This is a genomic window from Microcoleus anatoxicus (assembly GCF_042465725.1).
GTDB lineage: Bacteria > Cyanobacteriota > Cyanobacteriia > Cyanobacteriales > Microcoleaceae > Microcoleus > Microcoleus anatoxicus.
The window spans coordinates 601999-614626 of record NZ_CP120853.1 but is presented as its reverse complement, the minus strand read 5'-3'; the positions used below and the strand labels follow the sequence as shown (position 1 = coordinate 614626).

The window sequence follows — 12628 nt, the reverse complement described above, 5'->3', positions numbered from 1 at the left end:
GAAGCCTTGAATATCTGCTCACTTTTATTGTTAAGTGTTCGATCGCCAAACGGTAGCTGCTAATCATCGCTTATATAAAATAATAAAATGTTCAGCACAATTCTCAGATGGGTAATTAACCGCCGCTGGCTAGTCGTTCTCGCCACTATTATTATTAGTCTTTGGACATTATATATCATCCCCAAAATGCCCCTCGATGTCTTCCCGCCTTTCGCACCGCCGCAGGTGGAAATCCAAACGGAAGCACCCGGTTTAGCACCGGAAGAAATCGAGTCTTTGGTAACATTGCCGATCGAGAGTGCGATTAATGGAACTCCTGGGGTGACAGCAGTGCGTTCATCTTCTGCTGTCGGTATTTCTGCGGTTAAGGTAATCTTTGATTGGGGAACCGAAATCTATCAAGCCCGACAGTTAATCACAGAAAGGTTGCAGCAAGCTCAAAGCCAGCTTCCTGCAGGAGTAGAAGCACCGCAAATTTCTCCGACAACTTCTCCTGTTGGTACTGTGATTACCTATGCTTTTACTTCAGAAACTACTTCGCTGATGGAAGTGCGCCGTCTGGTTGATTGGCAAGTCACAAATCGCCTTTTGGCAGTGACTGGCGTTGCTCAAGTTGTGGCTTATGGCGGCGAACAAAGGCAGTATCAAGTATTAGTTGAACCTGCGAAATTGAAAGCTTTTAATGTTTCCTTGCAGCAAGTGTCCGAAGCTGCGGCGGCTGCGAATGTTAACGCGCCCGGTGGTTATTTAATTACGCCGGATCAAGAAACTTTGATTCGGGGGGTGGGGCGGATTGAATCTGTGGCAGATTTGCAGCAATCTGCGATCGCATCTCGCCAAGGAACAGTTGTCAGAATTGGGGATGTAGCTGATGTCAAAATTGGTGCTGGTATCAAGCGGGGCGACGGCAGTTTTAATGGCAAAAAAGCTGTGATTGTGATGGTAAACAGACAGCCAGTTGCTGATACTCCGACGGTAACTAAAGCTGTGGAAGCGGCAATGGCTGAAGTGCAGCAAGCTTTGCCCAAAGATATTAAGGTGACTGTCACTTTCCGCCAGGAAGAGTATATCAATTCTTCGGTGGAAAATGTGCGATCGGCTTTAGTGGAAGGTAGCATAATTGTGACCATCATTCTCATACCGTTTTTGATGAATTGGCGGACTCTGACGGTGGTTTTGCTCGATTTCTTCCTAACTTGGCTTTTGGGGCTGCTGGCAATGAATTGGCTGGGTCTGGGATTGAATACGATGACTTTGGGGGGGTTGTCGGTGGCGATCGGCACTGCGATCGATGATGCGATCGTCTATGCCGAAAATACCTACCGCAACCTGAGAGAAAATACATCATCTGTTCACCCTCGCCCGGTGATGGATGTGATTTTTGATGGCTCTCAGGAGGTACGCGATTCGTTAATTGGAGCAACGGTAATTGGGATTGTGGTGTTTTCGCCAATTTTTACTTTGCCCGGTGTAGAAGGTCGAATTTTTACGCCAATGGGGATTACTTATCTGGTAGTTGTGGTGATTTCTAGTCTGGAATCGCTGTTAATATCTCCGGCCCTTTGTGCTATTTTGTTGCCTAACAAAAAGATGAGTGCTGAAGAACCTTGGTTGCCGAGATTTTGCAAGAAAATATATCACTTTTTTATAGAATTGTCAATGCGCTATTCGGCGATTATTTTAACTTTAGCTGCTGCTAGTATGGTGGCGGCATTAATTATTTTGCCATCTTTTGGACGGGTGTTTTTGCCGGAGTTTCAGGAGCAAACTTTGGTGAATACTGTTCTACTTTATCCGGGGGTGTCTTTGGAGACGACGAATAGCGCTGCTTTTGCGATCGAAGATGCACTTAAGGATGATACCAGGTTTTCATACGTGCAAGTGCGATCGGGCAGAGCTCCGGGTGATGCTGATGCTGCGGGTGTCAATTTGGCTCACATTGATATCGGTTTGAGCGAGGAAGGAATGAAAAATCGGCAGAAAACTTTGGAATCATTGCGGCAGGAATTTGGGAAATTACCTGGAGTTGCACCAAATATCGGCGGTTTTATTTCTCACCGGATGGATGAGGTTTTGTCTGGTGTCAGAAGTCAGATTGCTGTCAAAATCTTTGGCCCAGATTTGAATCAGCTTCGCACTATCGGTGCTCAAGTTGAAGCGCAAATGAAAACTGTTAAAGGTATTGTCGATTTGCAACTGGAACCACAAGTACCGGTGCAGCAAATTCAAATTAAATTTAACCGTCAAGCTGCGGGTAGATACGGTTTGAAAATCGGCGAACTTTCGGAAATAATTGAGACAGCTTTAAATGGCAAAGTTGTCTCTCAAGTTTTGGAAGTGCAGCAAACTTTTGATTTAGTTGTGTGGTTGCAGCCTGAAGCTAGAAATAACTTAGAAACTATTCAGAATTTGTTGGTTGATACCCCCCCTCTTTCCCCCCCTTATAAAGGGGGGGATGAAACCCCTCTTTCCCCCCCTTATAAAGGGGGGGATGAAACCCCTCTTTCCCCCCCTTATAAAGGGGGGGATGAAAGGGGGGGTAAAATTCCCCTCGCCCAAGTTGCGACTGTTAAATACGGTACGGGCCCCAATACGATTAACCGCGAGAATGTTTCTCGGTTGATTGTGGCGGCGGCTAATGCTAAAGGTCGAGATTTGCGATCGGTTGTGAATGAAATTCAAGCTAAAGTTAAACGAGAGGTACAGTTGCCTTTTGGCTATTTTATCCAATACGGCGGTCAATTTGAAGCGGAACAAAGGGCTTCGCAGAATATTATGGTATTTAGTGCGATCGCCTTTTTAGTCATTACAGTATTAATGTACCTTTCTGTCAAGTCCATTCCCTCCACTGCGATGATTATGATCAATTTGCCGATCGGCTTAGTGGGAGGTGTAATTTCGGTAGCTTTGACTGGCGGTATAATTTCCGTAGCTTCTTTAGTTGGCTTTGTCACTTTATTTGGCGTGGCTACCCGCAACGGCTTGTTATTAGTAGACAACTACAACACTAAATTTGCCGAAGGAATGCCTTTTAAGGAAGCAATTATTAAAGGCTCGATGGAACGGCTGAATGCTATCTTGATGACAGCTTCAACTTCAGCTTTAGGTTTAGCACCTTTAGTCTTAGAAGGCGGCCCCGGTAAGGAAATTCTCCAACCATTGTCTGTAGTAGTTTTAGGAGGATTGTTTACTTCTACTGCCTTAACGCTGTTAGTTTTACCAGCTTTGTATGTTCAATTCAGTAAATATTTATTAACACAAAGTAATCACCCCTAAAATATAGCCTTTCTCAGTTAGGTGAGGTGAGCGTGTAATGGGTAATGGGTAATGAGGCACTTGTGCTGAGCATAGTCGAAGTATCGATAGTGTAAGTCCTGATAATTTCATTGTTGTGCGTGCTAATCTATAACCATAGTACGCAAACATTAAATCAAATGAAAGCGCTCAAATCAAACTTAGTTATTCTAGGCAGTGTCGGATTGTTGTTTGTGGGAGCTTGCAGTAAAGGCGACGAAGCCAGCGCTCCCAATAGCAGCCAAACACCCGCTCCTGTAGCCTCTGCACCTGCGTCTTCAGCTCCCAAGGCTGCTCCTGCGGGTAGTGCGACAACAAACCATCCTCAAGCATCTAAAGGGGGTCAAGTTGTCGAGTCTGGAGCCTACCACTTAGAACTTTTAACTCAAAAAGAAGCTACCGGAACTCACTTAGATCTTTATTTGCAAAAAGGTGATAACCACGAACCAATTCCCAATGCAAAAGTGTCAGCTCAAGTGCAATTGCCCAATGGAAAACAGCAAACTCTAGCCCTAAAATACGATCCTGATGGCAAACATTATGCTGTTGTTTTTCCCGGCAAAAATCCCGGCAGTTATCCACTCAAGGTGACGGCGGATGTTAACGGAAAAAAAGTAGACGCTCGTTTTACTTTTAATCAATAGATATCTCCCATAATTACTTTGTAACAGGCTCTCCAGCCTGTTTTTTACAAGATTTTTGTGTAAATTAGAGTTATGAGAGTTTTGCTAGTAGAAGATGAGCCAGATTTAGGGAAGGCGATCGATCGCACTTTGAAGCAGGAAAAATACATAGTTGACTGGGCGCAGGATGGCAGTGAAGCTTGGGAATATTTAGAAAGTCATTGGACTCAATACAATCTGGCGATTTTTGACTGGTTGCTACCAGGATTGTCAGGATTGGAACTGCTGCGTAGATTGCGTGCTAAAAATAGCGCATTGCCAGTCTTGATGCTAACAGCAAAAGACCGAATGGAAGATAAAGTGGCGGGACTAGATGCGGGGGCTGATGATTATTTAGTGAAGCCGTTTGGGATGGCGGAACTGTTAGCAAGATTGCGGGCTTTGCAAAGGCGATCGCCCCAAATTCAACCGCAACAGCTACAGGTGGGAAGTCTAATTTTGGACTGCGGAAGTCGAACAGCTTGCCATCAGGCTATTAACGGCAAAATGCAGATTATTTCACTTACAAACAAAGAGTTTCAATTGCTAGAATACTTCATGAAACATCCGAATCAAATTGTCACCACTGACAAAATTCGGAATCAGCTATGGGAAGTTAGTGCAGATACTTTTAGCAATGTGGTAGCGGCTCAAGTGCGCTTGCTGCGGCGTAAACTTGAGTCGGTTGGTGGCGCGAATTTAATTGAAACTGTACATGGTGTTGGATACCGGATGAGAAATTAAAGTCCGCGTTTAAAATTCCTTTTAGACTCGGCGGTTGAAACCGCGTCTACACAAACAATGTCCGCCTGCGCGGACTAAGAAAAGAATACTTCTTGTCCCCCCCTTGTTAAGGGGGGTTAGGGGGGATCTCCGGGTCACTTGTCGTTATGAAAAATGAATCAAAATAAACTATTTAATCGGACTCGATCGCAATTAGCCATTTCCTATGCGGCGGTCATGGGTTTGATTTTAAGCTTGTTGGGATTTGGCGTATACAAGGCGATCGCCCACGCTCATTGGGTAGCCATAGATCGCGAATTAGAATCGGTAGCCGGGACGCTGCACGACAGTCTAGAACTCAAATTGCAGCAGCCAGGACGCTTGGAACCCATCGTAAATGAACTTTTGCCTAACCTCCGCGTAATTGGAATTAACGGCATTAAACAACCAATTCGCCCTCGCCATATTTTAAGCGCTATCAACCAAGGCTATTACTATATTCGTTTATTTGATGCTTCCGGGAAATTGATTGCTACAGCCGGGGCAGTTCCTGATGAATTACCCCCAGAATTTAATTCTAAATATTGGCAAACCGTGACTGATAGGCAAGGCAATGTTTATCACCAACTTTCTATATTTTTACATACAAAACAACAGGAAGATTGGGGATATTTTCAATTGGGTCGCAGTCTGCAAGACTTCAATGATTATCTCACTACAGTGAAATTGGTTTTGAAATTAGGATTACCGACAGCATTAATTTTGGTTGGGTTTTCTAGTTGGTTGTTGGCAGGCTTGGCAATGAAACCGATTTATGCTTCTTACCGACAAATTCAACAGTTTACAGCGGATGCTGCCCACGAATTACGCACGCCTTTAGCGGCTTCCCAAGCGACTGTAGAATCGGCGCTGTTGATGCCTCAATTGGATGAAAAAGAGGCGCGGGAAATTTTGCGGACGATCGATCGCCAAAACCGACGATTGACTCAATTGGTTGCTGATTTGTTGTTGCTGGCCCGCATGGATAATCAACCCATACCTCCTCGACCTCAATTGTGTTGTTTGAATGACTTGGTTAGCGATTTGCTGGAGGAATTAGCCGCCATGGCGATCGCTAGCGGGGTAGCGCTAACATCGGAACTGCGCGTACAACAGCAATTAAATGTTGTCGGCGATTCCGACCAACTTTATCGCCTCGTTGCTAATTTAATTGTGAATGGGATTCAATACACTCCGGCTGGGGGAAAAGTAACAGTTATTGTAGATTGCACTCACACTGAGGCGATAATTCAGGTCCAGGATACCGGGATTGGGATTGGGACGACTGAACAAGGGCGAATTTTCGATCGCTTCTACCGAGTAAATAGCGATCGATCGCGCCATACCGGCGGTTCGGGATTGGGATTGGCGATCGCCCAAACCATCGCCCGCGCCCATGGCGGTAGCCTCACCGCCCGCAGCGAATTGGGGCGCGGCACCACTTTCCTGCTACGGCTGCCACTGTGAGCTATCATGTGGGGGAAACCGAATCATTTTTTTGTGGTAATCCCTTTGGCAAAAGGTAGCGCGATCGCCCAAAATCAATAAATAGTCATTAGTCAGTTGACAGTTGACAGTTGACAGTTGACAGTTGACAGTTGACTCCGAAAGCAGTTGTTATTTGTTACTTGTTGTTTGTTATTTGTTGGACATAGCAACTAATAACTAATGACTAATAACTAATGACTAAAGACCAATGACTACTGACTCCTTACAACTACCTAACGTAAAATTATGACAGTTTTAGAACAGGGAACAATCTCAATCCATACCGAAAATATTTTCCCGATTATCAAGAAGTCGCTATACACTGACCATGAAGTCTTCTTGCGGGAACTAATTTCTAACGGCGTAGATGCAATTGCCAAACTCAAAATGGTTTCCCGTTCCGGCGAATACACCGGCGACATTGGCGAACCAGAAATCACGATTGCGATCGACAAAGAAAACAAAACACTCTCCATCACCGACAACGGCATCGGCATGACAGCCGATGAAGTGAGAAAATACATTAACCAAGTCGCTTTTTCCAGCGCTGAAGAATTTATTCAAAAATATCAAGGCAGTGGCGACGACGCCATTATCGGTCACTTCGGCCTCGGTTTCTACTCTTCTTTCATGGTCGCTCAAAAAGTAGATATCGAAACCCTTTCTTACCAAGAAGGAGCCCAAGCTGTACACTGGTCCTGCGACGGTTCACCCGCTTTTGAACTATCAGAATCTACCCGCACCCAACGCGGCACTACAATTACCCTCACTCTCCAAGAAGAAGAACAAGAATATCTAGAACCAAGCCGCATTAAGCAGTTAATCAAAACTTACTGCGATTTCATGCCAGTTCCCATCAAATTTGAGGGAGAGGAACTCAACAAACACAAGGCTATTTGGCGGGAATCAGCCAGCAATTTACAAAAAGAAGACTACTTAGAACTATACCGCCACCTTTATCCGTTCCAAGAAGAGCCGCTGCTGTGGGTACACCTGAATACCGATTATCCTTTTATTGTCAACGGCATTCTTTATTTTCCCAAACTGCGCCCTGATGTCGATGTCACCCAAGGCAACATTAAGCTCTTCTGCAATCAGGTTTTTGTCAGCGATCATTGCGAAGAAATTATTCCTAAATTCTTGATGCCACTGCGGGGAGTCATTGACAGTACCGACATTCCGCTGAACGTGTCTCGCAGTTCGCTGCAAAGCAATCGCACGGTGCGGAAAATAGCTGATTATATCGCCAAAAAAGTGGGCGATCGCCTCAAGGAACTTTACCGGGACGATCGCAACGAGTACATCCGTTGCTGGCAAGATATCGGCACTTTTGTCAAGTTCGGAGCACTCAACGATGACAAGTTCAAAAAGCAAATTGAAGATATTTTAATCTATCGCAGCACCTACGAACCAACAGCCGTCAAGCCAGAAACCGAGACACCAGAAGTGCAGGTGCAAGCTGAGGAAGGAGATTTGTGGCAAGATGTCAATCCCAAGTCCGAAACTTCCGCTTCAACCCAGCCTTACACCACCCTGAAAGAGTATTTAGAACGCAATCAAAAACGTCACGAAAATCGCGTTTTTTACTGTACAGAGCCGGCATCACAAGCAACTTACGTCGCACTGCACAAAAGCCAAGGTTTAGAAGTGTTGTTCATGGATTCTTTCATTGACACGCACTTCATTAGTTTCCTCGAACGAGAATATTCCGATGTCAAATTCTCGCGAGTGGATTCCGACTTAGATGATACGCTAATTGACAAAGAAAAAGAAGCGGAAATAGTCGATCCGACTACCAATAAAACTCGCAGCGAACAAGTCAAAGAATTGTTCCAAAAAGCTCTGAATAAGCCAAAAGTGAATATCCGCACAGAAGCTTTAAAATCAGACGCTGCGGAGGCGACACCACCTGCGATCGTCCTGTTACCCGAAGCTTTGCGCCGGATGCGGGATATGACGGCGCTATTACAGCAGCAAGTCGCCGAATTCCCCGAAGAGCACGTTTTGCTGGTGAATACAGCCCACCCGTTGATTCAAAATCTGGCTAATTTGAGCCAGGGTGCGATTATTCAAGGCGGTGGCGAGTCTCCGTCGGCTCAGTTGGCGAGCATGATTTGTCACCACGTTTACGACTTGGCCCTGATGGCTCAGAAGGGTTTTGATGCTGAGGGGATGAAGGAGTTTGTGGAGCGATCGAATCAAGTATTGACAAAATTGACCGAACGTGCATTATAATTAACCACCCAACCCCCCCGAAGGTCGGGGGGGGGAGTATTATGAACGACCCAGTAACAGGCGTTGTGATGTATTACTTTCACGAACTCTAGTTCAGCCAGAGTGGTCGATCGGCCTGGTGCTGCGCCTGAGTCGATCGGCCCGCGATCTCAATTCCGGTTGTATCGGAATGATTAAACCACAGAGAACACAGAGGACACAGAGAAAGAGAAGAGAGAAATAGTAATTCCGATGTCAACGGATTTGATATGACGGGCTGGTTGCTGTCGATGGACACAGCACGATCGGCAAAATCAGCTAGAATGTTTGTTTGTCTATATCAGCAGAAGTATTTACGGTCATGGCAGTCCCTAAGAAGAAAACCTCCAAATCCAAGAAGAATATGCGTAAAGCAACCTGGAAGCGCAAAGCTGTGGTGGCAGCTCAGAAAGCTTTGTCCCTGGGCAAATCCGTTCTGACTGGACGTTCCAACAGCTTCGTGTATCCCGGCAATGAAGAAGAAGAGGAAGAGTAAAACAGGAAGACGGGGCATTGGGCCAACCCGATGCCCCATCATTCAATCACCTCTTTGATCTGATACGCTTCGGGCAAAATCAACATGGCATCGCCAAAGGAATAAAAGCGGTACTCCTGGGCGATAGCCTCTCTATACAAATCCAGCACCCGCGTTCGACCAATCATGGCGCTGATCATCATCAACAAAGTAGAGCGGGGTAAGTGAAAATTGGTAATCATCCCATCTACTACCCGCCATTTATAACCCGGATAAATAAACAAATTTGTCTTGCCATAGAAAGGTTGCAAGGGAGAATCACCAATTTTGGTCTCTGTAGCCGCGGCCGCCCCTTCCAAAGCTCGCACTGCTGTCGTTCCCACAGCAATAATCCGCCCGCCTCTGGCTTTAGTTTCGCGGATTTTTTCGACGGTGGCGGCGGATACTTCCACCCATTCTTCGTGCATTTGGTGAGTTGTGACGTCTTCCACCTCCACTGGGCGAAAAGTCCCGACTCCAACATGGAGGGTGACAAAAGTTGTTTCGATTCCCCGCTGCTGCAAACGGCTGAACAATTCTTGGGTGAAGTGTAGACCCGCTGTGGGGGCTGCGATCGCCCCTAGTCGATTAGCATAAACAGTCTGGTACTGTTCTGGCGCTGCTTGGGAATTGTCAATGTAGGGCGGTAGGGGTACGTGACCATATTCGTCCAAAAAAGGTATGAGAGACATTTCTGTGGGGAGATTAAACTCCAACAGCCTCCCTCCTGTGGCGTCGTCCCTTTCTATAACTGTCGCAGTCAGGCGATCGGGTAGTGTGGCTAATGCTGCTTCCCCAAGGCAACAACAGGGGCCTGCGGGTTCCTCGTGGGAATGTGGAGCGATCGGATCGAACTCAATTTTCGCTCCCAACTTCAAGCGTTTTCCTGGTTTAACCAAAGCCAGCCAGCAATTGTGTTGTCGTTCTTCCATCAACAAGATCTCCACAGCGGGGCCATTAGGTTTATGTCCGTAGAGCCTAGCTGGGAGTACGCGAGTATTGTTGAGTACCAGCAAATCGCCTGGGTTAAGCAAATCTGGCAAATCTTGGAAAATCCGGTGTTGTTGGGTGCTTGGAGAATCTACCACCAGCAAGCGGGAACTATCCCTAGGCACTACAGGATTTTGGGCAATGCGCGAGGGGGGAAGTTCGTAGTCATAGGCGTCCAAAGACCAGTCTATCTCTGTCATCGGGTAAATTCCTGTCAAAAATCTGTCAACTTTGTAACAAATTGGGTAAAAACCCCCATCCAAAGTAGGGTGCTTTTCCCCTTGTAGCGGCGGATATGGAACGGGAGAATAGAGGTGTAGAATCAGCTTTGCTCGAAGGATAGTTATGGAATACCTCTACTACATCGCCAATACTAGCCTCACTCTCAGAGTCGTGGATTACCTACGCAGGGCTAGTCATCTGCCTTTGCAATTTATCACTGTTATTCACCAAATTAACGGTTGGGTAGTCAAGGTGAAAATGAGCCAATATTTAACTCCTGAAATGCACGGCGATTTTCGGGCTTTTATGAATGAACTTGGGATTCCTTACGATCCTGAAATTCGGTTACAAATGGCACTTTGGAGTTTGGAAACGGGCCAGTCGCCGCTGAGCGTGATGCGCCGTTACCAGGTAGCCGTAGTTTGTCACGGAAGTCCCGATCGCAAGGAAATTGAAGCCTTTCGCCATCAGTTTGTCAAGGGACTCGGATATTGTCCCGAAACTTTGGCCTAAGCTCACGACTCAAAAAAATGCCAGTTATAGCATTCCGGGGGCTTGAGCAATTCCATAATTTAACATCTAATATCTCAAATCTCAAATTAGATGACATTTCTAATGGCTAAAAGCCGATCGAATGTATTCTTGCAAAGTGAGCTGGTAAGTGCCTGTAAGTGCGGGTTGAGAGTTGGCTGTCGTTGATGATAATCTTTTGTGAGTCTTTAGCCCTGAAGATTCGCACCTGACGAGGGCGACATCAAAACGACAGGGATTATTTGCTAAATCTGGGTAAGCGCTTAAAAATATTTCGGCAGTTTGCCAAATTTTTGCTTGTTTGGCCGCACTAATAGCCAGGATTCCATCGGTATCCCAATTGCCCCGACTGCGAGTTTTAACCTCTACAAATGCTAAAGTCGGGCATGGGGAAGCGGGAATCGGGAATCGGGAATTTTGATGACATTCCTCGATTGTACTCTGTGGCTCTGTTCCCTGTGCAATGATATCAATCTCTCCCCATCGACAGTGCCATTGTCGGTGTAGGATTTCCCAGCCTTGCTGCTGCAACCACTCAGAGACTAAGTTTTCTCCTAGAGTGCCGAGTTGGCGAGAGTGGGAAGATGGGGAACAATTGGAGTCAGCAATAGCGATCCTGTTCGAGGGCTTCGCTAACGGGCGATCGCCTTTTCTGGTAAAATTCAATTTTGAACTATCGCAGATGCTCATTAGCGCTAACTTGTATGAATTCTCGAATTCGCCAACATATTTATACTTTCTTGCTCAGTGTTGTTATTTTAGCAGTATTTGTCGCTGGGGCGATCGGCATTAATCCCGCACCAGCCCTAGCCTTGGATCGCGACAAAGAAATCCTTGTTGGCGCTGATTTTACTGGCCGGGTGCTCACAGACGACAGTTTTAATAAAGCTAATCTTCGCAACAGCAATTTTACCAATGCAGATTTGCGGGGCGTGAGTTTTTTTGCAGCCAATATGGAAGAAGCAAATTTAGAAGGTGCTAATTTCACTGGTGCTACTTTAGACTTGGCTCGCATGATGAAAGCAAATTTAACTAATGCTATTCTTGAGGGTGCTTTTGCTTACAATACCAGACTAGAAGGAGCGGTAATTGACGGTGCTGATTTTACTGAGGCACTGCTGCGAGATGATATGATAAAAAAACTTTGTCAAGTGGCAAAAGGCACTAATCCGATAACAGGTAGGGCGACTCGCGAAACTCTGTTTTGCGATTATTAAAAATTGAGATCGAATCCGTTGCCGATCGCCATGATATCATTCCGGTGGCACCGGAATGATATAACCGCACATAAGTTAATCCACTTAATTAAACGTAAAATACGGATGACCGAAAAGCTGACTGCATTAAGTCTTCTACCTTCTTCCTTCTACTTAACACAGAGTCCGAGAATATAGAGGATTTGATATCACCCGTTGATGCTTGGGGATTTTTGGTTCGGCCATGTGATGCTAGTAATCGCATCTTTTTAACCCTCAACCACAGGTCTGTTTGCGACAAATTGCTTAACACGGTTCACTAACAAGTAGCACGACAAACCTGCGAGTGCTGCTATTAAAATCACCCTTAACTGCTTCAGTGCAAATAGTAAAGAGTGCGAAAACGACAGTTGCATTGCCTGGTTATTCCCGTAAATTTGAGTATCTATAGGCTTAAATGTATAAACTAAAGCATTTAAAAATGAACTAGGATGCTGTTCATCAACGGCGACAAAAGGATGATTTACGCCCACAAAAGAGATGAAAATTGACAGACAACTTACAATTATAAAAGCTGTTCTTAACAGTTTTGAATTTTTGATATCATTGCTGATTTGAGCCAACCGAAAATATTTGCCATTCTTTTTTAATTCTCATGATCTGCATCCAATTTAAGAGTATGGAAAATCTCTTTCAATTTGTAACGATCGCTTCAC

Annotated in this window: 11 protein-coding genes; 8 read left to right on the top strand and 3 right to left on the bottom strand. The window is 45.5% G+C overall.

The genetic code is table 11. The features are described 5' to 3' along the window. The first annotated feature begins 87 nt into the window (after nt 1–87). The 6 genes from P2A85_RS02660 (at nt 88) to rpmF (ending at nt 8955) form a co-directional block, all read left to right on the top strand. Nucleotides 88–3276: an efflux RND transporter permease subunit gene (locus P2A85_RS02660; RefSeq protein WP_377477355.1), complete on the top strand. Its 3189-nt coding sequence runs from the start codon at nt 88–90 to the stop codon at nt 3274–3276. A 158-nt stretch (nt 3277–3434) separates the two neighbouring features. Then, complete coding sequence (locus tag P2A85_RS02655) at nt 3435–3938, top strand: hypothetical protein (RefSeq protein ID WP_377477354.1); 504 nt, start codon at nt 3435–3437, stop codon at nt 3936–3938. 72 nt (nt 3939–4010) lie between these two features. Next, nucleotides 4011–4700: a two-component system response regulator RppA gene (gene rppA / locus P2A85_RS02650; protein WP_377477353.1), complete on the top strand. Its 690-nt coding sequence runs from the start codon at nt 4011–4013 to the stop codon at nt 4698–4700. Nucleotides 4701–4853: 153 nt separating this feature from the next. Beyond that, nucleotides 4854–6185 carry a two-component system sensor histidine kinase RppB gene (gene rppB / locus P2A85_RS02645; RefSeq protein ID WP_377477351.1) on the top strand — a complete coding sequence of 444 codons (1332 nt, stop codon included), beginning with the start codon at nt 4854–4856 and terminating at the stop codon, nt 6183–6185. Between the two features lie 267 nt (nt 6186–6452). After that, nucleotides 6453–8441, top strand: coding sequence for a molecular chaperone HtpG (gene htpG / locus P2A85_RS02640; RefSeq protein ID WP_377477349.1), 1989 nt, complete (start codon nt 6453–6455; stop codon nt 8439–8441). Between the two features lie 340 nt (nt 8442–8781). Continuing rightward, nucleotides 8782–8955, top strand: coding sequence for a 50S ribosomal protein L32 (gene rpmF, locus P2A85_RS02635; RefSeq protein WP_006632406.1), 174 nt, complete (start codon nt 8782–8784; stop codon nt 8953–8955). Between the two features lie 38 nt (nt 8956–8993). On the opposite strand, the gene queA is transcribed toward rpmF, so the two are convergent. Beyond that, nucleotides 8994–10163, bottom strand: a complete 1170-nt coding sequence (queA, locus tag P2A85_RS02630; protein ID WP_377477348.1) for a tRNA preQ1(34) S-adenosylmethionine ribosyltransferase-isomerase QueA — start codon at nt 10161–10163, stop codon at nt 8994–8996. Nucleotides 10164–10308: 145 nt separating this feature from the next. Here queA and P2A85_RS02625 point away from each other — a divergent pair, with 145 nt between their 5' ends. Continuing rightward, nucleotides 10309–10698: a hypothetical protein gene (locus P2A85_RS02625; RefSeq protein WP_340521259.1), complete on the top strand. Its 390-nt coding sequence runs from the start codon at nt 10309–10311 to the stop codon at nt 10696–10698. 99 nt (nt 10699–10797) lie between these two features. Here P2A85_RS02625 and P2A85_RS02620 read toward each other — a convergent pair whose 3' ends face one another. Continuing rightward, entirely contained in the window at nt 10798–11406 is a 609-nt protein-coding gene (locus tag P2A85_RS02620) for a YraN family protein (RefSeq protein WP_377477347.1), read from the bottom strand. 14 nt (nt 11407–11420) lie between these two features. Here P2A85_RS02620 and P2A85_RS02615 point away from each other — a divergent pair, with 14 nt between their 5' ends. After that, nucleotides 11421–11933, top strand: coding sequence for a pentapeptide repeat-containing protein (locus P2A85_RS02615; protein WP_377477346.1), 513 nt, complete (start codon nt 11421–11423; stop codon nt 11931–11933). 248 nt (nt 11934–12181) lie between these two features. Here the strand turns inward: P2A85_RS02615 and P2A85_RS02610 are convergent, their stop codons facing one another. Beyond that, entirely contained in the window at nt 12182–12535 is a 354-nt protein-coding gene (locus P2A85_RS02610) for a hypothetical protein (RefSeq protein ID WP_377477345.1), read from the bottom strand. Between the last annotated feature and the right edge of the window lie 93 nt (nt 12536–12628).

Bases quoted from the DNA above. Each gene is read 5' to 3' on its own strand.
- P2A85_RS02660 (WP_377477355.1), top strand. From the start codon at position 88: ATGTTCAGCACAATTCTCAGATGGGTAATTAACCGCCGCTGGCTAGTC.
- P2A85_RS02655 (WP_377477354.1), top strand. From the start codon at position 3,435: ATGAAAGCGCTCAAATCAAACTTAGTTATTCTAGGCAGTGTCGGATTG.
- rppA (WP_377477353.1), top strand. From the start codon at position 4,011: ATGAGAGTTTTGCTAGTAGAAGATGAGCCAGATTTAGGGAAGGCGATC.
- rppB (WP_377477351.1), top strand. From the start codon at position 4,854: ATGAATCAAAATAAACTATTTAATCGGACTCGATCGCAATTAGCCATT.
- htpG (WP_377477349.1), top strand. From the start codon at position 6,453: ATGACAGTTTTAGAACAGGGAACAATCTCAATCCATACCGAAAATATT.
- rpmF (WP_006632406.1), top strand. From the start codon at position 8,782: ATGGCAGTCCCTAAGAAGAAAACCTCCAAATCCAAGAAGAATATGCGT.
- queA (WP_377477348.1), bottom strand. From the start codon at position 10,163: ATGACAGAGATAGACTGGTCTTTGGACGCCTATGACTACGAACTTCCC.
- P2A85_RS02625 (WP_340521259.1), top strand. From the start codon at position 10,309: ATGGAATACCTCTACTACATCGCCAATACTAGCCTCACTCTCAGAGTC.
- P2A85_RS02620 (WP_377477347.1), bottom strand. From the start codon at position 11,406: ATGAGCATCTGCGATAGTTCAAAATTGAATTTTACCAGAAAAGGCGAT.
- P2A85_RS02615 (WP_377477346.1), top strand. From the start codon at position 11,421: ATGAATTCTCGAATTCGCCAACATATTTATACTTTCTTGCTCAGTGTT.